Here is a 25,370-nt window from a genome sequence, read left to right on the forward strand (position 1 = left end):
AGAGGAGAAAATAAATCATGAGAAAACCAATTATTGTCGGAAACTGGAAAATGAATAAAACCATGAAGGAAACAAAAGAATTCATGGAAGCTGTAGATGGTGTTGCGGCAAGTGACAACGCTACCTATGGTATCGGTGCTCCTTATACTGCATTAGCTACAGCTGTTGCAGGTGCTAAAAACTTAATCGTAGCTGCTGAAAACTGCCATTTTGAAGATACAGGTGCTTTCACAGGAGAAGTTTCTGTACCTATGTTGCAGGAAGTTGGCGTTACACACTGTATCATTGGCCACTCTGAACGTCGTCAGATGTTTGGGGATACTGATGAAACCGTAAACAAAAAAGCAAAACGCTTAATTGATGCAGGTATCACACCAATTCTTTGCATTGGTGAAACAGAAGCACAGTATGATGCTGGTGAAACGGAAAAAGTTATCCGTGAACAGTTGAGTGGTTCTTTGGCTAACTTATGTCCAAAATGTGTTGGTAACATGGTTATCGCTTATGAACCAATCTGGGCAATCGGTACTGGCAAATCTGCTACAAAAGAAGATGCACAGAACTGCTGCGCTATCGTACGTGATCAGGTTCGTGTCATGTATGGTGATGAAGCTGCGGAAAATGTACGTGTACAGTACGGTGGATCTGTAAAACCTAACAACATCGTTGAATATATGGCTTGCCCAGATATCGATGGTGCATTGATTGGTGGAGCTAGCTTAAAAGCAGACAGCTTTATTGAAATCATCGAAAAAACAAAATAAGATCTTATAGGTGAAGGAGTAGAGCAATCTGCTCCTTTTTTCAATGTATGCAGTTCATAATCAACTAGCCTTTTTCATTTAAGATACAGTTTATCATTCATATTGTAAGCTTTTAATCAGAAAAATGCTTTGCTGTTATCTTAAGTAGGAGTACTATGGCAGTCTAAGCTCATTTAGCAAATAGCGTACATCAAAAAAGGAAAACCGCGCTAGTTTTCCTTTGTATTACATCGGCTTATGCCATTGCTTATCTGGTTTTCTTCTGCAATTGAGTTAGCGTCTTTTCCATATGACGTAGTAATTGTTTATAATGTGTCAGCTGCTCTGCTTCTTCTTTTGCCTTAGCTAAGGCTGTTTTGGCATCTGCCAGCTGTTTCTTCATAGCGACCAAATGATTTGTAGCATTAAGGAAAGCATTATAATTTGGATCATCAGGATTTCCCTGACAAGTATTAACTTTACAGATGAATTTTCCTACATACAAAGCTTTATCCATCGCATCATACATGGCACGCTCGGCTTCCTTGCTTTGATCTTCAAGTGTTGATAGTTTCTTTTTTACTTGATGACAATGCGCAATGTCTTTTTGTGTCTGTTGTATTAAGCTTTTTAATCGTTCCTTATCTTTCTTATATTGTTTTATATCCTCTGTTTCCATATGTTCTAAGATATTCTGGTATTCAGTCGGATAAACAAGTTTTGGTGTCTTGTTATTTTGATATAAAAACATAAGCAGCAGGCATATGCAAAGAACTGATAGGATTATCAAGCATTTAGGCTTTTTCGCGATGGTTTTAAGAGCTGGCATGTGCATCCCTTTCTTTCTTTTTTCTCTTGGTTGTAAGGCTTTTCTTTTTTAATAGAATCACGTATAATAGGTTATAAAAGAGGTAGATATTTATGAAAGTAAAGTCAAAGATAGGTGCGTTTTGGATAGCGGCGTTGATCTTTATGGCATTTTGTACATTTATGATGCTGCGCTTGGTGATACATCAAAAGGATATCGCTCTGGATGCCATAGAGTTACTGGCTGTTTTTTGTATAGATTTCTTATTACTGTGGGCAACCTTTGATACATGGTATGCATTTCAGGAAGATTATTTAGAAATCAAAAGTGCCTGCTTTTGTCATAAGAAAATACATTATTTTGCGATTACAAGTATTGAAGAAACACAGGCATCTTATTCCTCCGTGGCTTTATCAAATGATCGCTTGGATATCACTTATGTGAATGAAGCGCATGAGCAGGAAGAAATACTTATCTCACCGGTAAAAAAAGATGAGTTTATAGCGCAATTGAAGCATCGTTCTAAAATATTATAAGCAAAAGCTGCATTTCTGTTTTTATTTACAGTGCAATGCAGCTTTTTTACTGTTTGGCTGTGATATATTGTTTGTGAAAGGCTGCTTTCGAAATTGGTTTAGAGACATAGAATCCTTGAATGGTATCGGCTTGCAGCGTACAGACGGTATCCAACTCGTTCTTTTCTTCTACCCCTTCTACGGTAACTTCAATGTCAATGCTGTGACATAAAGAAATGACAGCATTGATAAAGGAGAGATTAAACGGATTGGTATGAATGGCATTGATAAAGGAACGATCAATTTTAACAATATCAGCAGGTGCCTGTGTCAACATTCCTAAGGAAGAATAACCAGAACCAAAGTCATCCATGGCGATACGGATATGCATTTTTCTTAAAGTGGAGAAGCATTCCCGTATTGGCCCCATATCGGTGACAAAATAGCTTTCAGTCAATTCTATAACAATATGTTCCGGAGCCAATTCATATTTTGCTAATAAGCTGCGAATGGTTTCTACGAAATCATCTTCTAATATTTGTAAGTACGATACGTTAACATTCATGATAAAATCTTTTATAAGATTGCTCCACTCTTTGCAAGTGGCAATCGCTTGCTCCAGAATCCATTTTCCAGCTTGGATGATCAAGCCGCTGGATTCTAAAACAGGGATAAATTCAATAGGTGAAATATCGCCGAATTTTTCACTTTTCCAACGCATTAAAGCTTCACTGCCTTGTATCTTCATGGTCTTCGTATGAAGCAATGGCTGATATACTACATAAAAATTACGCATCTGGTGTAACACATTATGATGTAATTCTTCATTGATGGCAATCTGATGCAGTTTCTGTTTAATTAAATCATCATTGAAAAAGGTACATGTATTTTTCCCTTTCTGTTTACTGGCTTCTAACGCACTGACGGCATATTTAATTAAGTCTAAATAGTCATTGCCATTTTCAGGAATCATAACGACTCCTGCTGAAACGGTACAATAATAGGAACCGGCATCGCTTTGATGCGGATGGTTGCTGTAAGCGTGTAGTTTTTGATAAAGCTCATCGGTTTTCTTTTCATCGGCTTCATCATAAACAATAGCAAATTGATCACCATCATAACGATAAATCTGCGCATCATAGGGCAGTAAACTTTGAATATCCTGAGCAAACTGACGTAAAACGATATCACCAAATACATGATTTTGTAACGTATTAATATGTGAGAAGTCATCAAGACCCAGTAACATCATACTGCCATGTTTTCCACTTTCCAACAGAATGGCTAAATGATCAATACAGCTTTTCTGAGTTAAAAGACCGGTGATATGGTCAATTCTTCCTTTGTCCTCTAAACGGGTGATCATCCCGGCAAACAGTAACGGTGTCCCATCCTGATCACGCTTTAATAAACCACGGCATACGATCCAGATCAATTCACCTTTGCGATTACGTATTTGATATTCTACATTATGCTCATCAGTATCTCCATTTAGCATACGGGCAATGGATTCATCATAACGTTTACGATCTTTATCGACAATAAGATCACCCCAGATAGGAACCAGTCCTTTTACTAAACGCCCGGGCAAATCAAAATCAAGATACATGTTTTCAGATATCAGAGATATATCGCTTTGCATGTCAACTAAATAGATGTAATCATCTGTACTGTTTACGATGGCATCATAAAAAAGGCTTGCATCTATATGAAACTGACGAAATAAATCTCTGTTATCCATAGCCATTCCTCTTCTTTCTCTTCTTCTAATATATCATGATTCCAATGAATTTCATAGAATAAAGAATAAATTTTATACCCGATAATATAACCAAACAAGTAAAAAAGATAACCATTATGTGAAGGCTTTCTTAAGATTTTGTGAAGTGTGGAATTAATGGTTGTCACACTTATGAATTTGTTTTAAAATAGGGCAAAGGTGATGAACTTTATGAAAAAGAAAAAGCATATGGGTATTCGTATTTTCTGCGCATTGTTATTTTTGGGTATCAGCGGTTCGGTTATGTTTAGTATTTACAAGCTGTCAGCAGAGAATGGTGCGCAATCAAATTTACGAAGTGAAATCGTTACGGAAAAAATCAAACAAGAAGTAAAGACAAGGCTAGAATCTTCTGAGAAGGGAATGCAGCTTTCGGAAAAAATAAAGTATTATGTCATTATGCATTCGCCATATGGCAGTGACTGGAATTCCAATATACGTAAACTGGCCCATTTCTCGATTTATTTTGCTTTAGCATGTGGTATTTATATCACCTTGGCCATTCTCGGTGTAAATAAGACCTTGCGCTTTTTATTAACTGTCGGTATCTGTTTCTGTTTTGCCTTTGGCGATGAGCTACATCAACGCTATACCGGCCGAACTTCGAGTATGAAGGATGTTTATCTAGATACGTTTGGAGCTCTTGTTTCAACTTGTATCTGGACGGTGCTTTCCTGGTTTGCCAGTGGCATTTCTTTGTTGGTACATAAGGTCAATGAGATGTATGAATAGTTCTTACAATATTGAAAGATGACAGCCGTCATCTTTTTCTTTCGTGTATAATGAGTTAGGACAAGTAACAACAAGAAAGGAAAGAGTGCCATGTATAAGATATTGCTCATTGAAGATGATGAAACAATCGTAAAAGAATTATCCGAGGTTTTGCGGCGGCAGGGATATGCTTGCTGTGTGTGGAATCTGACGGAAGATATGCAATCCTTGTTACAGCGCGAAGAACCGCATTGTATTCTGTTGGATATTAATCTTCCCCATACTGATGGTTTTGTATTATGCAAACAGATACGCTCTTTTTCCGGTGTGCCGATCATCTTTGTGACAAGTCGCAATACGGATATGGATGAGCTTTGCAGTATGACTTTAGGCGGGGATGATTTTATCACGAAACCATATAATATCAGTATCCTTTTAGCCCGCATCGCAGCTGTTTTAAAGCGCACGTATGCACATGGCGAAACCATTCTTACCCATCGCGGTGTATATCTTTTCGTTGCTCGCAGTGTTTTAGCTTATGAGGGTAAAGAGTGCGAATTGACAAAGAATGAATTGCGCATCTTATACAATTTATTTTGTCATAAAGGAGAAATCGTTGCCCGTGATGACTTGATTGATGATTTATGGGATAATAAACTATTTATTGATGATAATGCATTAAGTGTGAATATTACGAGAATACGTGCGAAACTAAAGGAACTCGGTGTAGAAGCGTTCATTCATACCAGACATCGACAGGGGTATTGGATATGAATGTAAGAGAAGTCTTTGCGCGACATGCTTTCTTTTTGATTCTTATGTTTTTATGGATGCTGTTATGTGATGGTGTTTTATATGGCATGGGCATAGCATGGGAAGTTTTAGCATTCTTGAATGTTATGAGTGGATGTATGGTTTGCGCATATTTAATAAAAGTAGGCAGACAGCGCAGCAAGCGGAAAAAAGAGATTGAACGAATTGCGCAGACATTGGATCAGAAATATTTATTACAGGAAGTCTTAGGACATGATAAAGATCCACAGGAACAGTTTTATGCTTACCTGCTTCGCCTTGGTAATAAAAGCATGTTGGAAAAAATCAGTGAAGTGAAAAGAGAACGATTGCAATATCAGGAATATGTGGAACAATGGGTACATGAAATTAAAACGCCTATTGCGGCATTAAAGCTGCAATGTGAGAATGTGCAGGATAAGCGCAAGCGGGATATGCTGCAACAAGTGGAGCGGGTAGAGCATTATGTGGAACAGGCATTATTTTATGCTCGCAGTGAAAATGTGGAAAAAGATTTACGAATACAGTATTGTGATTTGTATGATTGTTGCAGTGAGGCTTTGTTACAGTGCAAGTATTTATGCACAAGCGCTTTTTTACAAATTCATTTTGCTTTTACATCGGCAATTGTGGCAACCGATGAGAAGTGGGTTATTTTTATATTGAACCAATTGATTGAAAATGCTGTCAAGTATCGAAAAGAAAAAGCGCATTTATATTTATACATTACCCAGGATGCTTCCTATGTGACTTTACATGTGCAGGATAATGGGGCTGGTATTCCTATGCAGGATCAAACACGAATATTTGAAAAAGGATTCACGGGAGAAAATGGAAGAAAGCATAATCAACATGCGACTGGCATCGGTTTATACTTATGCAAACGACTGTGTGATGCGCTGCAGATAGAAATGATGGTACGTTCTAAGGAAGGCGTGTTTACCGATATGCAGCTACGCTTTCATAAATAAAAGTTCTTTCAACTTTGTAAGGACAGCGTAAGGAAACATCATACAAACAGAAAAGGGAAACCTTTATACTTAATGTGTAAAGGAGTGAGCAAGATGACATTATTAAGAGTTGAACACGTAGAAAAATATTATGGAAATGGCGGGAATTTATGTAAAGCCTTGGATGATATCAGCTTTACCATGGAACAAGGGGAATTTATGGCGGTGATGGGGGCAAGTGGCAGTGGAAAGACAACGTTATTAAATGTCATAGCTACCATCGATACACCAAGTGGCGGTGATATTTATGTGCAGGATGAAAATGTGTCTACGAAAAAGGAAGAAGCATTAGCTGCTTTTCGGAAACAACAGCTTGGCTTTATCTTTCAGGATCTAAATTTATTAAACACGCTGCGTATAGATGAAAATATCGCGCTTCCTTTAACGCTATTGCATTACGATACAAAGCAGATTGATGAAAAAGTGTTAAAGATGGCGCAGCGACTCGGTATTGAAGATGTATTGCTGAAATATCCATATGAAGTCAGTGGAGGACAGCGGCAGCGTTGTGCCTGTGCCAGAGCTATGATCCATCAGCCTTCCTTAATACTTGCAGATGAACCAACCGGAGCGTTAGATTCCCATGCGTCTTATTTATTTATGGAACAGCTTTTACAGCGTAATACAGAAGATCATGCTTCTATTTTGATGGTTACACATGATGCATTCAGTGCCTCTTATGCGAAACGAATTCTCTTTTTAAAGGACGGTAAAATTTTTAATGAACTATATCGCGGAGAATATAGCCGTTCATCATTTTATCAGAAGATTTTAGATGTCATGATGCTGTTAGGCGGTGATGTACATGCTATACGTTAAACTCACTTTACGTAATTTACAACGCAGTATGAAAGAATATGCCATCTTCATGTTAACGATGGTCATATCTATGATGTTGATGTATTCCTTTATGGCAGTAGCGTTCAGTGAACAAGTGCTACAGCTTAGCAAGCATATGGATGCATTTGCTCAGGTTATTTTGGTTGTATCTATGGGACTTGTTATTGTGATTGGCTGGTTGATTTCCTATATAGCGAACTTTATGTTACGAAAGCGCAGTCGAGAATTTGGCATGTATTTATTGATGGGGATGACGCGTAAACAAGTTTGTCGCATGTTTTTGTTGGAACAATTTTGCATGGGACTTTTTGCTTATGGCATTGGCTGTATCCTTGGTTTGTTTACCTTTCAAATCTTATTAGCCATCATTCAGCATATTTTTGGCATCGCTTATCAGTTTGCTTTTCGCTTTTCCATTCCAGCGGCAGGTGTTACCTTTCTCGCCTTTCTTATCCTATATGCATATGAATTGGTGAAAGAATATCGTATCTTGCATCATGTAAATATTCATACCCTGCTGTATCAGGATCAGCAAAATGAAACAGTGAAAAAAGGACGCCTCCATACGCTGATGTACATGCTTGGGGCGATTTTATGTGCAGCCGTGGGACTAAAGTTATTTTATGATGGCATGCGCAATGGAATACGTGATGTTGAAGAAACCAAAAAATTGTTACCGGCTGTCTTGCTGATCATTGCATCAATTTATGCTTGTTTTTTGGGACTCTCCGGTTTCTTGCAGCATTTTTTAGATCAGCATAAACAATTGAAGTATCAACACAATAGGATGTTTTTGTTGGGACGATTGCAAGGGCGGTTACGCTCAAATCGTATTGTATTGGCAACATTATCCTTATTGACCTTAGTGACGATTTGTTTTCTTTGCTTTGGCATGAAGTTCAAAGAAACAACGGATTTGACGATTCATAGTGCAGCTCCTTTTGATTTACAAGTGATTACCCAACATCAGCAATATATCAAAAAGGCGGCAGGATTTTTGGCTGAAAAAAAGCTTACTTATGAAGATCATACGTATCAAACTTATACACATCTTAGGGATGATGTAAAGGTGAAACAAACCTTTGCGAAAGCTTTGGATCATACGGCATATGATTCCACGTATTATCGGACAACGACCTTTATGCGTTATGCTGATGTACAACGATTATTGCAATTAAAAGGCAAAAAAGTACCTGCTTTAGAAAAGGATGAATACATGCTTGTTGTAAGTAAGAAGCAGCAGGAACTTATGGAAAGTTATTGCCGCAAGCATCCGTTTACCATCAATGGAAAGCTTATGAAACTGCGCTATGTCTGTACCGAGGAAATATTACAGACAATGTATTTTGTAGTTGTGCCTGATGTGTATGTGCAAGGAGTAAAAGGAGATACCTTTTATTATGTAGCGCAAAGTGCCAAAGAATTACCAAGTGCTTGGGAAGATCAACTTTATGAACGATGCAGCAATTCCCAGTTACAAGAGTATAGCAGTGTTCGTTTGCATAGCAGCTATGTGGAAACATCCATGTTTTCCTATGTGACCATTGTTTTTTGTTTATTCTATGCTGCTTTCATCTTCATCTGTGCTGCCGGTACCATCCTAGCAACGCAGCAATTAAGTGATCTTGAAGCCCAAAAATATGAGTATGCGCTTTTGCATAAAATGGGCGCATCACGCAAAACGTTATATCGTCTTTTACATTATCAGAATCTGTTGTATTTCCTATTGCCGTTGCTGCTGCCTGCTTTCTTTATGATTCCCATACTGAACAGCTTGGATATTATGTTTACCACAACCGATGCGACAACACCAATGTATATGTATTTAGGAATTACACTTGCATTGTTCTTTACCATTTATCTTGCTTATTATGCATTAACCTATATCAGCTGTCGTCGTAATTTGGATATATAGAATAATAAAAGTATCGCCCATACAAAGTTTGATCGTTGCTTTCTATATAGCATTACGCTCTTATTGGCAACAGACTCACGTTTTATATAGAGTGCTTGATCTATGATATTCTTGCTTTTACGCGCAGGATCAGAGCATTTCTTTACCTTTATGTATGAATCTGTTATACTATTGAATACTACCAGAAGGAGGAAACATCATGTTTGGTTATGATTTCAATAGTTTTCTGCGTGAAATGATTTATCTGATACCGGCCGTGGCAATTGCTTTGAGCTTTCATGAATTTGCTCATGCGTTTGTATCCTATAAGCTGGGTGATTATACGCAAAAGGAAAGAGGTCGTTTGACTTTAAATCCTTTAAAGCATCTGGATCCCATTGGTACTTTATGTTTGCTTTTCTTTCAATTTGGATGGGCCAAACCAGTGGAAGTAGATCCTTATTATTATCGTAATAAAAAAGAAGGCATGATCTGGACAGCCTTAGCTGGACCATTGATGAATATGCTGATTGGTTTTATCTGTGTATTCTTATGCTATTTGATGATTCGTTTTAATTTCTATAGCAATTATTCAGGTGCTGTTGCCGATTATCTGTTTCAATTGAGTTATATGACTGCACTGATTAACATTGGATTAGGTATCTTTAACTTAATACCATTACCGCCGCTTGATGGTTCTAAGATTTTAATGGGTGTTCTTAGTGAAGAAACTTATTTCAATTTGATGCGTTATGAAATGTATTTATCCTTCGCATTGATACTGGTTTTGGTCAGTGGTGTATTAGATGGCCCATTGTTTTATGCAAGAAGTGCGATCGTCAATTGTTTCTCAACAATCAGTCGTGTGTTATTAGGAATGGGGTAAACCTGTTCCTTTTTTTATGTGATGCAGGTGGAAGCAGATTGTTTTATGAAAGACGTCAATGTTTACATGACGTAAGAAGATGGAAAAGCAAAAATTAGATTATTCTGTGAATTTCATATTTGTGATACGAGTTTGATAATGAAAATTATAAATCAGTGAAAATTTTTTAGTTGATTAAGACTACTGTATATATCTTTTTAGAAGTAGATAAAGGTTTTTCTCTATACATTATCGTTTATAAGTTATTTGATAAATTTTGTAATGGAACTTCAAAATGGCAGTTAATTTTAAAGAATATTTATTTATCTATTTATTTTAGATATAAAAATTTACATTTTTAGATTTATTGCATATAATGATAATAGAAGAGATATAAGGAGGTTGATGCACATGAATAATGCATATCCTTACAATTATTATTTTACTGCCCACACAGTATTAACTTACAGTAGCGCGAACAGTATTTCAAGTATATCAACTAGTGAACCTTATGATATTCGCATAGTAAAACCTTTTCCTTCTCTGTCTGATGTAGATTTAAAATGATAAAAGAATTTTCTAGTATTAAAATAGATTTTTCGAATAACGCTTTTCAAATATTAAATGGGACAGAAGGAAAATATTCATTAAGTGAAATAGAAAGATGTGTTGTTTTAAATGAAAAAGCTAGTAAAAAAGGGAAACAAGCTCCCTTCTTAGCTTTAATGCCTAGCTCTGGCTTACCTACTGGAATATTATCAACTCCATATTTGTTTGTGGGTATAAAGATTATTATGAAAGATAATCGAAATTTAGCTGTCTATGTATCAAAAAATAATACACAGGTAGGAACAGAGCAGTATCAGAAAGATAATGATGAGGCTAAACAAATTGTAAAGTATCTGAAATCCAGAATAAACACTTGAATATGAAATACTTTGCAGATAAAGTAATGTCGGACCGTATGGTATCTAAGTTTTATCTGTTTTAGTATAAGAATACATAAGCTTTAAATAAGATGAAAATAGTAGAAAGACTTGTAAATATGAAGCATGTAAGAGGGATTTTACAGTATGATAAGTAAAAAGCAAATTGTAGAGGCATAAAAAAATAATTCGAGTAAACATGGAGTAAAATAATATTGAAAATAAAAAGCTGAAAATTTTAAGTGAAAAAAGAGTAAGATTTCGAAGAAAGATACCTTGCTTTTTTTTCGTGGTGTAAAGAAATCTGATAAATAAGGGAATTTTGTGAATACCTAGATGGTTGTATATGGAAAGTAATAATAAACTAAATTGTTAGTAGTGAAAAAATCATACTATTGTATTGCCTTTTCGGATCAATCAAAATTGTTTTTGGTAAAGGATAAATGCGTGAAATGATACAAACAGAGTATTCTTTTTTTCTATACATGACAGGTTTCTTCGTTATGACTTTCTTGTAATTTCATTCGATATAGGGTATTATGTTTGTGCGGTAACTAAAAGTAATTAAATTGGAGGATCATTATGAAAAAAAGATTTTTGGCTTTTCTAATGGTTACTTTTTTGTTATGCGGATGTACGAGTTATGAAAGAGATGAATCGGCTGGAGAAGTCATTCAAATATCTTTGGCGGATATGGAATCAATGATGAAAAAAGGGCAAGAATTTACGATTGCCTTTACGCAATCCATGTGTGGGTATTGTGAGGACTTCCACGAATTATTTGAAAACTATCGTCAGAACCATCATGTGGTACTCTATGAAGTGCCATTAGAAAGAGAAAAAGAACAACCTAATGTAAATAGGGCAATCATACAACAATATTTTCCGGAATTTGATAAAACACCAGGCATTTTTTATGCCAATGGAGGAAAATGTATTGATAGTATTCATCAATCACAAAGAATGACGGAAGAATTATTTGATAACTGGGTGAAAAAACATAAACTTGATAAAAAAGTAAATTAGAAAGAGGCTATATGAAAAACAAAAAGAATGTATATACGTATTTTTTTGTGTTATCCGTTTTATTGATTATATATATGGGGTACACATTATTTACGACCTATCAGCAATTAAGTGCCTATTGTAATAACTATAACACAACAATGGCAGCACAGTGGGGATATTGTCTACAAACATTCCTGGCGGCGATCGTACCGTGCTTAGTCTATGCGTCTACATGCTATGGAATAGGGTATATGATTAAAAATCACTAAGGAAAGATTTTATACTGTAAGGTATCGGATAAATCTGATAAGTTGCAGTTTTTTTATGGAAAACTAAATTAAGACAGCTATTAAAAAGTATATGTTCCTATAAAAAAAGGTAGAAATGATTAGAAATTCATTGCTATTTTCGCGAAAATTACATTTGTTACATTTACATTATTTACATCTTCATAACTAAAAAGTGTAAAAAGAATAATCAAAATTACAAACAGAAAGGGTTTACATTGATTTTACAAAGAACTAAAATAATATTGTCAGATGCATTCTATGTCATTTCTGATGTGATGAGGTGGATATCTGTTTTATTGTTCATGAACAGTTACCGCGTATATAAAAACTTATACTTTTTGATACAATCTGATAAAAGTCTAAAACCCTGCTTTTTTCAGGTTATTTTCTTTCAATGTATAAAAAAACAGTTAATTTCAAGTTGAAATTAACTGTGTAATAAAGTATATGATTTGAAACATGAACAATAATGCAGAAAATAAAGGGAGGTGTTATGGAGAACGACTATGATATTCATATTTTAATAATGGAAAGGAATTTATGGGAAGGAATATGAAGAAAAAATCTATATTAAAAAAGATAGGGCCAGCATCCCTGGCAACCGTCTTAGCTTTCAGCGGTGTTTGCTCCAGTAATTTCAATATTTTAAAGGTGCATGCAGAAGAAACAAATGCGGCCTTAGGGGCAATCACAAAAGTTGAAAAAACTGGGAAAAACAAAATTGTAATCACATATGAGAATGGTTATCAAGGACAAATAACATTCCTTGAAAATGGCATCTTCAGATTTAATATTGATCCTTCAGGTAAGTTTGATCAATATGCAACACCTAACAGTAAAGATCATATCGGTAAAATTCAGCAACAGCCTGATGATTCAGATGAATATACAAAGCCAGAAGCTACTGTTACCGATGGTGATATTTTAAAGATCAGTGCTGGTAATACGATTATTGAATTTAACAAAACAACGAGCTTGATGACAGTTAAAAGAGCAGATGGCACTATCGTTATGCAAGAAAGTGAACCACTTACAATTGCATCAGGTAAAACAAGCCAAAAACTGGCTGCTTCCGCTGATGAATATTTCTATGGCGGCGGTACACAGAATGGTCGTTTCTCACATAAAGGGCAGGTTATCAAGATTGCTATTGATAATACATGGGTAGATGGCAGTGTATCATCTCCGAATCCATTCTACTGGTCAACAAAAGGTTATGGTGTTTTAAGAAATACCTTTAAAACAGGAGCTTACGATTTCCAGAATAGTAATAGTGAGGAAGTTATCGCATCTCATGATGAAAAAGAATTTGATGCGTATTACTTTATTTCTGATGCAAACGATAATGCTAAAAAAGCAGAAGAACTGCTTAAGGATTATTATAAGGTTACCGGAAATGCTGTTTTATTACCGGAATATGCTTTCTACTTAGGGCATCTGAACTGTTACAATCGTGATGGCTGGTCAACTGAGCAAACAGATGCTACCTTGAAAAATGGTAAAACCGGTGGACATACGTATTGGAAATTGGAAGATGGCCTGAAATATTGGGAAAATGGTTTAACAGATGGATATATCTTAAAACCAGATGCTTATGCAGAAACGCTAAATGGTACCGGTCCATCGACTATGACAGATAAATTTAATGCAAAAAAAGGAACAACAGATGATATCTATAAATTCTCTGCCCGTGCTGTTATTGATGGACATGAAGATACCGATATGCCATTAGGTTGGTTCCTTCCAAATGATGGATATGGCTGTGGTTATGGTCAAAACGGCTATGAATACACAGGTGGTTCCATGGAAGAAAAAACAAAAGCAATTGATGCTAACGTACAAAACTTGAAAGAGTTTACAGATTATGCAACTTCCAAAGGTGTTACAACCGGTCTTTGGACGCAGAGTCAGTTAACTCCTTCAACAAGTTCAACACTGGAATATCAAAAACTTCGTGATTTTGATAAAGAAGTTAAAAAAGGCGGTATCACTACGCTGAAAACCGATGTTGCTTGGGTTGGTTCGGGTTATTCGTTTGGACTTGACGGTATCTCACGTGCGTATGATATCGTAACTGAAACTAAGAACAGACCAAACATTGTTACTTTGGATGGTTGGGCTGGTACACAGCGTTATGGAAGTATTTGGACAGGGGATCAGACTGGTGGCGATTGGGAATATATCCGTTTCCACATTCCAACGTATATTGGACAGAGCTTATCCGGTAATCCAAATATAGGTAGTGACATGGATGGAATCTTCGGTGGTGGAGATATCATTTCTACACGTGACTATCAGTGGAAAGCATTCACTCCACAGATGCTTGATATGGATGGTTGGGGAAACCGTGCTAAAAAACCATATTATAATGGTGACCCATATACTCCAATCAACAGAATGTATTTGAAAATGAAAGCTGAAATGATGCCTTATACATATACTTTGGCAAAAGAGGCTACGAATGGTTTGCCTATGATTCGTGCGATGTTCTTAGAATATCCTAATGAAGGAAATGCCTATAACAAACGTAATACAGAATATCAGTATATGTATGGTGACAGTTTCCTAGTAGCTCCTATTTATGAAAATCAGAAGAGTGATGAAAATGGAAACGATGTCAGAAACGGTATCTACCTGCCAGATAAAAATCAAATCTGGATTGATTACTTTACTGGTAAACAGTACAAAGGCGGACAAACTTTGAATGGCTTTGATGCACCACTTTGGAAACTACCATTATTTGTTAAAAACGGTTCTATCGTTCCTATGTATGAAGAAAACAACAACCCACAGCCTATTTCTGATACCAATAAAAATGGTTTGGATAAGACTAAACGTGTTGTTGAATTCTGGCCGGCAGGCTCTACAAGCTTCTCACTTTATGAAGATGATGGAAACTACATTGACAATAGCAATAAAGAAGAAGTATCTTACGGTGGAAGTGTCACAACAAAATTCACATCGAATGTAGAAGGAACAACAGCTACTTTGAAAGCAGAAAAATCTGTAGGCAGCTATACAGGATACAATAGCAACCGCAACACTACCTTTGTCGTAAATGTATCAAAAGAACCTACAAAAGTAACTGCGAAAAATGGAAGCAGTGAATTAGCACTTCAAAAAGTTACTTCTCAAGAAGAATTCGATAAAGCTAGCGGAAATGTATATTTCTATAACGATGCACCTAATCTGAACAAATATACAAAAGATACTGAAAACTTCAAAGTTGACATCACAGTAAATCCTAAACTGTATGTTAAATTTGCTAAAACAGATGTTGCTAGCAATGAACAGACGTTAGTCATTGAAGGTTTTGAAAATAAAGCAGATTTCTCAAAAGACGAAGTAAATAAAGATTTAGCGGCACCTGAATTAAGCTATGACAATGAATCATTAACACCAACAAGCATTCAGTTAAATTGGACTGCTGTTGATGGAGCTACTTCTTATGAACTTAAGGCGGATGGCGTAATTAACAGCGTTGGTACTGAAACTAGCTTCTTAGATAAAAACTTAGACTATCATTCTGCACATACGTATCAAATCCGTTCAAGAAATGCAGAAGGTTATTCTGAATGGAGTAATGAATTACAAGTTACAACTTTAGAAGACCCATGGAGAAATGTGCCAGAACAAAGTATTAAATGGGAGTATGGCGATCAGTGGGGTAAAATAGCGCATGCAAATGATAAAAACTTCAATACGATGTTCCATTCCACAGGGGATGCAACCGGCAAAGATCTTATTATTGATATGGGCTTAGCGTATCCACTTGATAAGTTTGAATACTATCCTCGTGGGGATGCGAATGATGGATCAGGTACTGTAGGAACAGGTTCTAATGGTACGGTACATCAGTTGGATGTTTCCATTAGTATGGATGGCTGGAACTGGATCAAAGTTCAAAATGGTGCAGAACATCCTTGGAGTTATACAAAGGGTGACAGCATTCAAGACAGTGTAAAAACAGTTGATTTAACTGGTAAAACAGCACGTTATGTAAAACTGAATGTAGTTGAATCTAACGGTAAATTCTTCGCAAGTAACGGTCTTTATGTTTATAAAGCTGATGGAAGCAAAGGCTTTGCTGTAGGAAGTAGTTTACAAAAACCTACCGTAACCGAAGGCGATTATACAAATATGAGTCAGTATATCGGTAGATCTAAATACTTCCAAAAGACAACCTTTGATGCACAGATCAAGGCACATGGTGCTGACATTAACTACAATGATGTATATGATGCTTATGATTATGCATTTACAATGTTCCAGTTAGATGGCGGAACTAAGAAAACGGGTAATGTAGCGGGTAACATGCTATTCATCCCTAGTGTAGAATCTGTAAAAGCCGGGGAAAAATTCACCGTTGATATTTATGGCGATAGTATGAAGAATGTCAATGGGTTAGGAGCATTAGTTTTCTATGACCCAGCTATGATCAAAGATGTGAAGACAAGCCAGAATCCATATATCGCTTCTATGGAAAATATGAGTATTGATACACCATTCGATGATGGAACAGGGGCTTTATTGAACTTGGCATTCATGAACAGAGGTGACAAGCCTTTAACAAGTGGTAACCATATCTTGGCAACTATCACAATGACTGCAAAACAGGATATTAATCTGAAGACAAAAGCGGCTGATTCTTTCTTAACGATTGAAAACGGCATCTTAATTGGACCAAACTATTCAACAGTGAAAGCTAAGATTAACGAAGAACCACAAATTCCTGATGCACCAGCGGTTAAAGATGTAACATTGAAACAAGAAGACGTTACAATGACAATAACAAATGAATTCTTGCCAACAGATGATGGTACAAACGTTGAAAAAATGATCAATGAAAAGAAATTTGATGGATTATTTAACGGTAACAAAGCTGATGGCGGCAGTGGCGCTGGATTTGACTTAGCTTGGGACATCAAAGGTTCTAACTTTAATGAAGAATATGTAACACTTCCATTAACATTACATGCTGCCTTGAAAGAAGAACAGACATTATCTAATATCAAGTTGTTCAATCGTGCAAATTTAGGAAATGGTGCGGTTGGCAAGGTGAAATATACGATCACTTATGCCGATGATTCTAAAGAAGAAAAAGAAATCACCGGCAAACAGTTAGAATATGCTTACGCTCCTGCAAAAGCAGATACAAAAGTTAAGAATGTCGATATTGAATTATTTGCTGCTGAAGGTGCTTCAAGCAAATATATGTCTATATCAGAGCTGGAATTCGTTCATGCAGACAAAGTAAGTGTTAAAGAAGTTATTTTAGATAAAGCGAATGCGACTGAATTATTCAAAGATGAAATTAGTCCTGTTAAAGCGTCAGTTACAACAGAACCTAACGCACCTGCTAATCAATACTATAAGGTTGAAAGCTCGGATCCTAGTGTTGCAAGTATTATTATGACTGGTGAAAGCACAAATATTTCATACCTTGTACGTACATTAAAGGCTGGTAAGACAACAATTACAGTTACATCGATCACAGATCCTAGCAAAAAGGCATCTTATGAATTAACTGTAAAAGAAGGTGTCAATACGACTGATTTAATGGCGGCAATTGAAAAAGGTAATAAATATAGCAGCCTTCTGTATACAGAAGATTCTTACAAAGTATTAACAGACGCTCTGAATGCGGCTGCAGATATGTTGAAGGATGGAAATTATACAAAATCACAGGTGGATAGTGCAACAACAAGTATCTTGAATGCGATTACTGGATTAGAAGTAAAACCATTGGATAAAGAACTGCTGATTAACAAAGAAGCTAGCAATAACAAAGATGGTGTAGTTGTTAAGAGTGTTTCAAGCGAAATCACAGCTGATGATGGCGAAGATGGAGCAGCTATTAATGTCTTAGACTACAATGAGGGTTCTTATTGGCATACAAACTATCTAGTAGCAGATGAAAGAAAAATGCCTCAGGATATTATATTTGATTTAGGCAAGGATTATACACTTAGCAATGTAACCTTCCTGCCTCGTCAGAGTAAAGGCGGAGCTAATGGCGATATCCTTAAAGCAGAAATTCAAGTTAGTGAAGATGGCAAAGAATTCAAATCTGTAGGTGTATTTGAATTTGATAACGATGGAAAATACTTAAGTAGTAGAGATTGGCAGCGAGCTGCATTTGTAGATACATCTGGAAGATATGTGAAGTTCATTGCATTAAGTACAGGTGGCGATACTATGAATGCATATGCTTCGATGGCAGAAATTCGTTTCTATGGTAAAGAGAATAAGCCTGTCGTTACTGTAGATAAATCTAAACTGGAAACAGCAATCAATGAAGCAGCTAAGCTGAAAGAAGAAGAATATACACCTGAAAGCTGGAAAGACTTTGCAAAAGCATTGCAAGCAGCTAAGGATGCATATCAATCTGAAACAGTTGATCAGACTGCTGTAGATAATGCTATTAAAGCATTGAATACGGCAAAAGATAAACTGGAAAAGAAGACTCCTAGTGTAGTTGATAAGACAATCTTGAAAGCAAAAATTGTATTTGCTGAACTATTAAAAGAGGAAGACTATACAAAAGCAACTTGGGCTGATTTTGCGAAAGCATTAAAAGCAGCGAAAGATGTGGATGCGAATGAGGATGCAACGCTTGAAGATATAAATACAGCAATTGCAAATCTGCAAAAAGCTATAGATGCTTTGGAAGAAATCAATGAAGTACCTCCTGTGAACCCAGAAACAGGAAAAGAAGCATTGAGAAAACTTGTGAACGATGCTGCAGGATTCAATAAAGACGAATATACTGCAGAAAGCTGGTCGATCTTTGAAAAAGCATTAGCTGACGCACAAAAGGTATTGGATGATAAGGATGCATCTGCTGAGCAAATCGAAAAAGCTCAAAACGCATTAACAAAAGCAATTACTGATTTGAAAGCCGCAGAAGCTCCAAAACCAGATGATCCAGATACTCCAGATACACCAGATACACCAGATACACCGGACACACCGGATACTCCAGATACTCCGGACACTCCAGATACACCGGACACTCCAGATACTCCGGATACACCGGATACTCCGGATACACCGGATACACCGGATACACCGGATACTCCAGATACACCGGACACTCCAGATACTCCAGATACTCCAGATACACCGGACACACCGGATACCCCAGAAAAACCAGATGATCCAACAAAACCAGTTGAGCCATCAAAACCAGGGGAAACTACAAAACCAGAAACTAACAAACCTGATGAAACAAAGAAGGATGAAGAAGAAGTACAAACTGGTGATACTACGAATACCGGCTTACTGGCTGGCACGATGTTAATTGCTGGAGCAGGTGCTGTAGTAGTAATGATGAAACGTAAAAAAGAAACTGACAATGAAGCGTAATACTGCGTTTTATGTCTAATTCTAAATGGATGGGCATGGTATAACGATGCCCATCTTTTTACTATCTTTATTCTTATTTATTACCAGGATTCATAAGTTTTTCAACCATCATGATATGAAAAAGAAATGGCAATTTATGGAAGGGTTGAGATGTTTTATGAGATGTCTTGTAATAAAATTAAAATGTTTCTGAAAATTATGAAAAAAATGCAGAAAGTGCTTGCAAAATGTTTGCATTGAGGTATAATAAGGATAATCAATTTCAAAAACGATGAATTTGAGGATATGGAAAATGTTAAAGGAGAGAATTGTTATGGGAAAAGGATTTAAGAAATTAATGGCCATGGCAGCAGTTTCCGCTATGACTTTGACAACACTTGCAGGTTGTGGAAGTGAGGATGCCGGAAGTGTTGGCGGCGGTGATACACTTAAATGGGGTGTCAATTATGAACAGTCTGGTACAGCAGCTACTTATGGTACCAGTCATGTAGAAGGTATCAAACTGGCAGTGAAGGAAATTAATGCAGCTGGCGGTGTTGATGTCGGTGGTACTAAGAAAAAGATTGAACTTGAAATCAAGGACAACAAAACAGATGATACCGAAATGCCTCAGGTATATAACACTTTAGTAGAAGATGGTAATACGGTGATCTTAGGACCAGCTATTTCATCACTTACAAAACAGGCCTTCTCGATGGCAGAAGAAAGTAAGATTCCAACGATTTCAGCATCTGCTACCGATGATATGGCAACTTTTAAAGCAGATGGCAAAACCGTACAGTCTTATGGCTATAAGATCTGTTACTCTGATTCCTTCCAGGGAAATGCCGTTGCGAAAGCTGCTATGGATAAAGGCTTTAAGAAAGTTATCGTTTATGCCGATAACTCCAGTGATTATGCAAAAGGTCTGACAAAAGTCTTCACAACAAAATTCAAAGAATTAGGTGGAACAATTGTTGGTACCGAAAATTATCAGAAGGGTGATAAAGACTTTACTTCCATTTTGACAAAAATCAAAAATAAAGATTTCGATGCTATCTTTGTACCAGGGTATTATGAAGAAGCTAGTCAGATCATCAAACAGGCTCGTGAAAACGGTATTGATAAACCAATCTTAGGACCTGATGGATTTGACTCACCTAAATTGAAAGAAGTTGCCGGTGCGAAAGCATTGAACAATGTATATTTCACAACACACTTCTCATTGAAAGAAAACAACGATAAGATCAGTAACTTCCTGAAAGCTTATAAAGATGAATATGGTAAAGAACCAGATACATTTGCAGCATTAGGTTATGACTTGGCTTATTTCGTTAAAGCAGCTACTGAAAAAGCAGGAACCGATGATCCTGAAAAAGTAAATACTGCAATTGCTGAATACAAAGACTTCACTGGTGTAACAGGAACATTCTCTATGGATAAGGATCACACTCCTATCAAATCTATTAAATTAGTATCATTAAAAGATGGAGAACAGGCTTCTGTTGAAAACGTAGACGTAACCAAATAAGACTATGATGGAAGCACGTAAATAAGGTGAAAGAACACTTTCACCTTATTTGACGTTTTTAAGAAGAGTAAATTCGTATACGAAAGGGGTATAAATATGACAATATTTCTGCAACAGCTGATCAATGGATTATCCGTCGGAAGTATCTTTGCGCTGATTGCACTGGGATATACCATGGTCTACGGGATTATCAAACTGATTAACTTTGCCCATGGGGATATCTATATGCTGGGTGCCTATGTGGGATTCTTCGCCTCAACATCACTTGGCTTGGGCTTTTTTCCAACCATGCTGTTAGCTATGGTGATTTGTATGGTGGCAGGTGTCTTGATTGAGAAGATTGCCTATAAACCACTTCGCCATGCATCACGCATCACTTCACTGATTACAGCTATCGGTGTTTCTTTGTTTCTGGAATATGCCATGATGTACTTCATGGGACCAAACATTCGTACATATCCAGCTGATTTCTTCCCACGTGAGGTATATACCTTTGCAGGATTACAGATTTCTAATCATCAGATTCTGATCTTTGTGACATCGATCTTATTGATGATTGCATTGCAGCTGATCGTGAAGAAGACAAAGATTGGTAAAGCGATGCGTGCGGTATCTACGGATCCGGATGCAGCAGCTTTAATGGGTATCAATGTAAACAATACCATTTCCTTTACCTTTGCCTTAGGTAGTGCCTTAGCTGGTGCTGCAGGTGTTATGATTGGTATGTATTATAATTCTATTGACCCATTGATGGGAATGATTCCGGGCCTAAAAGCCTTCATCGCAGCTGTCTTTGGTGGTATCGGCATTATTCCGGGCGCTATGCTTGGTGGAGAAGCTATCGGTATCTTGGAAACCTTAGCAAGTGGTTATGGTTTCTCGATGATAAAAGATGCCGTTGTATATTTGATTCTGATTGTCATTTTAATCATCAAACCAAGTGGTTTGTTAGGTAAGAATGTCAAGGAAAAGGTCTAGGAGGTGTACGTGTATGAAAAGTCAATTTACAAAACGTAATCTCATTTGGACAATCGTTGTTTGTGTAATCTTCAGTATCTTTCAGATTGCTATTAGTGGCAGAATGATTCCAAACACATATCAGGTAGCTATTATTACGATTGGTATTAATATTATTTTGGCGTTAGGCTTGAATTTGATTATCGGCTTTACCGGACAGTTCTCGTTAGGACATGCTGGGTTTATGTCCATTGGGGCATATTCGGCAGCTATCGTATTGGCGAAAATGCCAAACTTAACCGGTTTATTTGTTGGTATGTTAGTAGGTATGGCGATTACGGCTGTAGTTGCTTTGATTGTTGCCATTCCAACCTTGCGTTTACGTGGGGATTATTTGGCAATTGCCACTTTGGGATTTTCTGAAGTTATCCGTATCGCTATTCAAAATATGGAAATTACCGGTGGAGCAGCCGGCTTAAGTAATATTCCTAAGCTAACAACATTCCCTCTGGTATTTGTGTTTATTGTTATTTCGGTAATAGTAATTCATAACTTTATTCGTTCATCCCATGGACGCGCTTGTATTTCCGTTCGTGAAGATGAGATTGCCAGTGAATCCATGGGGATCAATACGACAAAATATAAAACCTTAGCATTTGTCATTGGTGCTATGTTGGCAAGTATTGCGGGTGCTTTATATGCGGCTTACTTTTATGTTTTAAAACCAACAACCTTTGGTTTCATGAAATCTATTGATATACTGGTCATTGTAGTATTTGGTGGTATGGGAAGCTTATCCGGCAGTATCCTTGCGGCGATTGTTTTGGGTATCATCAACCTTACCCTGCAAAGCTATTCGGAAATCCGTATGATCCTGTATGCTTTAGCCATTATCGTGATCATGGTCTATCGTCCGCAGGGATTGTTTGGCAGTAAGGAAGTTACCGATTTTCTGCCAAAGAAGTGGCAAAAGAAAAAGGAGGTAGACTAAGATGCCTTTACTTTCTGTAAAAAAATTAACGAAAAACTTTGATGGTCTTTGTGCCAATTCTAATATTAATATGGAAATCAATGAAGGTGAATTGGTTGGTCTGATCGGACCAAACGGTGCCGGTAAAACAACCTTATTCAATATGTTAACCGGTGTCTATGTGCCAAGTGAAGGTAGTATTGAATTCACAAAAGATGATAAACCAATTAAATTAAACGGCATTAAGCCATATAAAATCACTGCTTTAGGTTTAGCTAGAACCTTCCAGAATATTCGTCTGTTTAAGGATATGACCGTATTGGAAAATGTTCTGATTGCGATGAATAAAGATGTTGATTATGGCGTTATCACTGCCTTGTTGCGTCTTCCTAAGTATTATAAGAGTGAAATCGCCATGAAGAAAAAGGCAATGGAACTGTTAACAATCTTTCATCTGGAAGATAAATGCGAAGAGCTTGCCTGCAACTTGCCTTATGGAGAACAGCGACGTTTGGAGATCGCTCGTGCGATGGCCGCTAAACCAAAACTGTTATTCCTAGATGAACCGGCAGCCGGTATGAATCCACAGGAAACTGCTGAATTAACAGAATTAATTCGCTTTATCCGTGATGAATTTCATATCAGTATCTTATTGATTGAACATGATATGTCTTTGGTCATGAATCTGTGTGAACGAATTTATGTATTAGACTATGGAAAAATCATCGCATCCGGTGTACCGGAAGAAATCAAATCCAATAAGCGTGTTATTGAAGCTTATCTGGGTGAGGAGGTATAGGCATGCTGAAAATCGAGAATCTGCATATTAAATATGGGGCAATCCATGCCGTAAAAGGCATTGATATTGAAGTTAATGAAGGTGAAATTGTTACCTTGATCGGTGCGAATGGTGCCGGTAAGACAAGTATTCTGAAAGCCTTGTCGGGCTTGGTAAAGCCAAGTGAGGGAACCATTACCTATGATGGCAAAGTATTGAACAAGAAGAGCGCACAGGATATAATGAAAGCAGGAATCTCCCATGTACCGGAAGGCAGACGTATCTTTGCCGATATGACGGTATTAGAGAACCTTGAATTAGGTGCTTATCAACGTAAGGATAAAGAAGGCATCAAGAAAGATCTGGAAGCTGTTTATGAACGTTTCCCTATCTTAAAGGATCGTAGTAAACAAGCAGCAGGAACCTTATCCGGAGGAGAACAGCAGATGTTAGCCATGGGCAGAGCCTTGATGGCAAATCCTAAGATCTTATTGTTGGATGAGCCTAGTATGGGATTGGCACCCATTCTGGTAAAAGAAATCTTTAGTATTATCAAGGATATCAACGCCAAAGGGACAACGATTTTGTTAGTAGAACAAAATGCTCGTATGGCCTTATCCGTAGCTACCAGAGCCTATGTCATGGAAACCGGTAAGATCGTCATGAGTGGAACCGGACAAGAACTTGCGGATAGTGAAGAAATTCAGAAAGCATATTTAGGAGGATAAAGTATGTACGTAAAAAATCGAATGACAAAGAATCCAATATGTATTGACGTGAATGCGAAGATCAGTGATGTTGTTGACATCATGAGCGAAAAGAATCTGCACCGTATTCCGGTAGTCAGCGGCAAAAAATTGGTTGGCTTGGTTACGGAAGGCATGATCAGCAAGAAAGGTGCTTCTAAAGCTACTAGCCTGAGCATCTATGAGCTAAACTATCTATTATCTAAAACAAGTGTGGATGCCATCATGATTCGTGATGTGATTACCATTCATGAGGATCGTTTCTTAGAAGATGCGGCACTGTTGATGTTTAAACATGATATCGGTTGTCTGCCGGTTGTCAATGATGACAATGAGGTGGTTGGTATCCTAACTAGCAACGATGTGTTAAGCAGCTTCATAGATATCCTAGGTTATCGTACAAGTGGCAGTCGCGTCTGCGTAGAAGTAAAAGATGAGCTTGGAACCATTGGGGAATTAAGCAAGATCTTTGTGCGCAACAATTGCAATATCACGCACTTAGGTGTGTATAATCAGCATAATGGATATTCTGAGTTGATTTTCCGTATTGATACATTCCAGACAGATAATCTGGAAAAGGATCTGACAGAAAATGGCTATAAAGTTTTAAGTATTACAAAGAATCCTGCATAGGGTTCTTTTCTTTTGTCTTTATACATGCAGGTGGCAATGGTAAAATAAGGGAAGTCATAAAGAAAAAGATAGGATTATGGTCATGAACTGCGTATTTTGTATGTTTTCAGTAAAAATGAACTGCGTGTTTTGTATGTCTTGGTGAGAATTCAAGTGCGTATTTTGTATGTCTTGGTGTTGTGAACTACGTATTATGAAATGTTTACTAATTTATGTGCTTAAATTA

21 protein-coding genes are annotated in these 25,370 nt (G+C 37.0%); 19 read left to right on the top strand and 2 right to left on the bottom strand.

The features are described 5' to 3' along the window. Positions 1–17 precede the first annotated feature (17 nt). Positions 18–764, top strand: a complete 747-nt coding sequence (gene tpiA / locus EDD61_RS09360) for a triose-phosphate isomerase (RefSeq protein ID WP_008690451.1) — start codon at positions 18–20, stop codon at positions 762–764. Between the two features lie 247 nt (positions 765–1,011). Here the strand turns inward: tpiA and EDD61_RS09365 are convergent, their stop codons facing one another. Next, positions 1,012–1,494 carry a hypothetical protein gene (locus EDD61_RS09365; protein ID WP_128125067.1) on the bottom strand — a complete coding sequence of 161 codons (483 nt, stop codon included), beginning with the start codon at positions 1,492–1,494 and terminating at the stop codon, positions 1,012–1,014. 170 nt (positions 1,495–1,664) lie between these two features. Between EDD61_RS09365 and EDD61_RS09370 the strand changes: the two genes are divergently transcribed. Beyond that, positions 1,665–2,087, top strand: a complete 423-nt coding sequence (locus EDD61_RS09370; RefSeq protein WP_008690455.1) for a PH domain-containing protein — start codon at positions 1,665–1,667, stop codon at positions 2,085–2,087. A 46-nt stretch (positions 2,088–2,133) separates the two neighbouring features. Here EDD61_RS09370 and EDD61_RS09375 read toward each other — a convergent pair whose 3' ends face one another. Beyond that, on the bottom strand, positions 2,134–3,807 hold the full coding sequence (locus tag EDD61_RS09375) for a putative bifunctional diguanylate cyclase/phosphodiesterase (protein ID WP_132225129.1): 1,674 nt from the start codon (positions 3,805–3,807) through the stop codon (positions 2,134–2,136). Positions 3,808–4,017: 210 nt separating this feature from the next. Between EDD61_RS09375 and EDD61_RS09380 the strand changes: the two genes are divergently transcribed. The 17 genes from EDD61_RS09380 to EDD61_RS09455 all read left to right on the top strand — a co-directional run bounded on the left by EDD61_RS09380 (position 4,018) and on the right by EDD61_RS09455 (position 25,144). Next, a complete protein-coding gene (locus EDD61_RS09380) occupies positions 4,018–4,578 on the top strand; it encodes a VanZ family protein (RefSeq protein WP_017144746.1) in 561 nt (186 codons plus the stop codon). Between the two features lie 90 nt (positions 4,579–4,668). Beyond that, a complete protein-coding gene (locus EDD61_RS09385) occupies positions 4,669–5,331 on the top strand; it encodes a response regulator transcription factor (RefSeq protein WP_117547890.1) in 663 nt (220 codons plus the stop codon). Next, positions 5,328–6,320 (top strand): sensor histidine kinase, encoded by a 993-nt coding sequence (locus EDD61_RS09390; RefSeq protein ID WP_132225131.1) that lies wholly within the window; start codon positions 5,328–5,330, stop codon positions 6,318–6,320. Before EDD61_RS09385 ends, EDD61_RS09390 begins: the two co-directional genes overlap by 4 nt. A 93-nt stretch (positions 6,321–6,413) precedes the next feature. Continuing rightward, positions 6,414–7,178 carry an ABC transporter ATP-binding protein gene (locus EDD61_RS09395; RefSeq protein ID WP_117547892.1) on the top strand — a complete coding sequence of 255 codons (765 nt, stop codon included), beginning with the start codon at positions 6,414–6,416 and terminating at the stop codon, positions 7,176–7,178. Further along, the gene (locus tag EDD61_RS09400) at positions 7,165–9,114 is read left to right on the top strand and encodes an ABC transporter permease (protein ID WP_132225133.1); all 1,950 of its coding nucleotides are present in this window, start codon (positions 7,165–7,167) and stop codon (positions 9,112–9,114) included. The genes EDD61_RS09395 and EDD61_RS09400 overlap by 14 nt, the downstream gene beginning before the upstream one ends. A gap of 199 nt (positions 9,115–9,313) precedes the next feature. Beyond that, positions 9,314–9,979: a site-2 protease family protein gene (locus EDD61_RS09405; protein WP_008690463.1), complete on the top strand. Its 666-nt coding sequence runs from the start codon at positions 9,314–9,316 to the stop codon at positions 9,977–9,979. A 390-nt stretch (positions 9,980–10,369) separates the two neighbouring features. Beyond that, entirely contained in the window at positions 10,370–10,525 is a 156-nt protein-coding gene (locus EDD61_RS13840; protein WP_008690464.1) for a hypothetical protein, read from the top strand. Next, positions 10,522–10,884: a hypothetical protein gene (locus EDD61_RS09410; RefSeq protein WP_132225135.1), complete on the top strand. Its 363-nt coding sequence runs from the start codon at positions 10,522–10,524 to the stop codon at positions 10,882–10,884. The genes EDD61_RS13840 and EDD61_RS09410 overlap by 4 nt, the downstream gene beginning before the upstream one ends. Before the next feature lie 582 nt (positions 10,885–11,466). After that, positions 11,467–11,910, top strand: coding sequence for a hypothetical protein (locus EDD61_RS09415; RefSeq protein ID WP_008690466.1), 444 nt, complete (start codon positions 11,467–11,469; stop codon positions 11,908–11,910). 11 nt (positions 11,911–11,921) lie between these two features. Next, positions 11,922–12,161, top strand: coding sequence for a hypothetical protein (locus tag EDD61_RS09420; protein ID WP_008690467.1), 240 nt, complete (start codon positions 11,922–11,924; stop codon positions 12,159–12,161). 573 nt (positions 12,162–12,734) lie between these two features. Further along, on the top strand, positions 12,735–19,550 hold the full coding sequence (locus tag EDD61_RS09425) for a discoidin domain-containing protein (protein WP_165877205.1): 6,816 nt from the start codon (positions 12,735–12,737) through the stop codon (positions 19,548–19,550). 313 nt (positions 19,551–19,863) lie between these two features. Further along, positions 19,864–21,060, top strand: a complete 1,197-nt coding sequence (locus EDD61_RS09430) for an ABC transporter substrate-binding protein (RefSeq protein ID WP_132225139.1) — start codon at positions 19,864–19,866, stop codon at positions 21,058–21,060. A gap of 96 nt (positions 21,061–21,156) precedes the next feature. Continuing rightward, positions 21,157–22,038 carry a branched-chain amino acid ABC transporter permease gene (locus EDD61_RS09435; RefSeq protein WP_008690473.1) on the top strand — a complete coding sequence of 294 codons (882 nt, stop codon included), beginning with the start codon at positions 21,157–21,159 and terminating at the stop codon, positions 22,036–22,038. Between the two features lie 13 nt (positions 22,039–22,051). Further along, positions 22,052–23,008 carry a branched-chain amino acid ABC transporter permease gene (locus tag EDD61_RS09440; protein ID WP_008690475.1) on the top strand — a complete coding sequence of 319 codons (957 nt, stop codon included), beginning with the start codon at positions 22,052–22,054 and terminating at the stop codon, positions 23,006–23,008. Between the two features lies 1 nt (position 23,009). Continuing rightward, positions 23,010–23,786 (top strand): ABC transporter ATP-binding protein, encoded by a 777-nt coding sequence (locus EDD61_RS09445; protein ID WP_008690476.1) that lies wholly within the window; start codon positions 23,010–23,012, stop codon positions 23,784–23,786. A gap of 2 nt (positions 23,787–23,788) precedes the next feature. Next, positions 23,789–24,493 (top strand): ABC transporter ATP-binding protein, encoded by a 705-nt coding sequence (locus EDD61_RS09450; protein ID WP_008978154.1) that lies wholly within the window; start codon positions 23,789–23,791, stop codon positions 24,491–24,493. A 3-nt stretch (positions 24,494–24,496) separates the two neighbouring features. Continuing rightward, positions 24,497–25,144 (top strand): CBS and ACT domain-containing protein, encoded by a 648-nt coding sequence (locus tag EDD61_RS09455; RefSeq protein WP_132225141.1) that lies wholly within the window; start codon positions 24,497–24,499, stop codon positions 25,142–25,144. Positions 25,145–25,370 lie beyond the last annotated feature (226 nt).

Source organism: Longicatena caecimuris, from assembly GCF_004341945.1.
GTDB lineage: Bacteria > Bacillota_I > Bacilli_A > Erysipelotrichales > Erysipelotrichaceae > Longicatena > Longicatena caecimuris.

Excerpts from the sequence above, each read along its gene's own strand:
- tpiA (WP_008690451.1), top strand. The coding sequence starts at position 18 with ATGAGAAAACCAATTATTGTCGGAAACTGGAAAATGAATAAAACCATG.
- EDD61_RS09365 (WP_128125067.1), bottom strand. The coding sequence starts at position 1,494 with ATGTTTTTATATCAAAATAACAAGACACCAAAACTTGTTTATCCGACT.
- EDD61_RS09370 (WP_008690455.1), top strand. The coding sequence starts at position 1,665 with ATGAAAGTAAAGTCAAAGATAGGTGCGTTTTGGATAGCGGCGTTGATC.
- EDD61_RS09375 (WP_132225129.1), bottom strand. The coding sequence starts at position 3,807 with ATGGATAACAGAGATTTATTTCGTCAGTTTCATATAGATGCAAGCCTT.
- EDD61_RS09380 (WP_017144746.1), top strand. The coding sequence starts at position 4,018 with ATGAAAAAGAAAAAGCATATGGGTATTCGTATTTTCTGCGCATTGTTA.
- EDD61_RS09385 (WP_117547890.1), top strand. The coding sequence starts at position 4,669 with ATGTATAAGATATTGCTCATTGAAGATGATGAAACAATCGTAAAAGAA.
- EDD61_RS09390 (WP_132225131.1), top strand. The coding sequence starts at position 5,328 with ATGAATGTAAGAGAAGTCTTTGCGCGACATGCTTTCTTTTTGATTCTT.
- EDD61_RS09395 (WP_117547892.1), top strand. The coding sequence starts at position 6,414 with ATGACATTATTAAGAGTTGAACACGTAGAAAAATATTATGGAAATGGC.
- EDD61_RS09400 (WP_132225133.1), top strand. The coding sequence starts at position 7,165 with ATGCTATACGTTAAACTCACTTTACGTAATTTACAACGCAGTATGAAA.
- EDD61_RS09405 (WP_008690463.1), top strand. The coding sequence starts at position 9,314 with ATGTTTGGTTATGATTTCAATAGTTTTCTGCGTGAAATGATTTATCTG.
- EDD61_RS13840 (WP_008690464.1), top strand. The coding sequence starts at position 10,370 with ATGAATAATGCATATCCTTACAATTATTATTTTACTGCCCACACAGTA.
- EDD61_RS09410 (WP_132225135.1), top strand. The coding sequence starts at position 10,522 with ATGATAAAAGAATTTTCTAGTATTAAAATAGATTTTTCGAATAACGCT.
- EDD61_RS09415 (WP_008690466.1), top strand. The coding sequence starts at position 11,467 with ATGAAAAAAAGATTTTTGGCTTTTCTAATGGTTACTTTTTTGTTATGC.
- EDD61_RS09420 (WP_008690467.1), top strand. The coding sequence starts at position 11,922 with ATGAAAAACAAAAAGAATGTATATACGTATTTTTTTGTGTTATCCGTT.
- EDD61_RS09425 (WP_165877205.1), top strand. The coding sequence starts at position 12,735 with ATGAAGAAAAAATCTATATTAAAAAAGATAGGGCCAGCATCCCTGGCA.
- EDD61_RS09430 (WP_132225139.1), top strand. The coding sequence starts at position 19,864 with ATGGGAAAAGGATTTAAGAAATTAATGGCCATGGCAGCAGTTTCCGCT.
- EDD61_RS09435 (WP_008690473.1), top strand. The coding sequence starts at position 21,157 with ATGACAATATTTCTGCAACAGCTGATCAATGGATTATCCGTCGGAAGT.
- EDD61_RS09440 (WP_008690475.1), top strand. The coding sequence starts at position 22,052 with ATGAAAAGTCAATTTACAAAACGTAATCTCATTTGGACAATCGTTGTT.
- EDD61_RS09445 (WP_008690476.1), top strand. The coding sequence starts at position 23,010 with ATGCCTTTACTTTCTGTAAAAAAATTAACGAAAAACTTTGATGGTCTT.
- EDD61_RS09450 (WP_008978154.1), top strand. The coding sequence starts at position 23,789 with ATGCTGAAAATCGAGAATCTGCATATTAAATATGGGGCAATCCATGCC.
- EDD61_RS09455 (WP_132225141.1), top strand. The coding sequence starts at position 24,497 with ATGTACGTAAAAAATCGAATGACAAAGAATCCAATATGTATTGACGTG.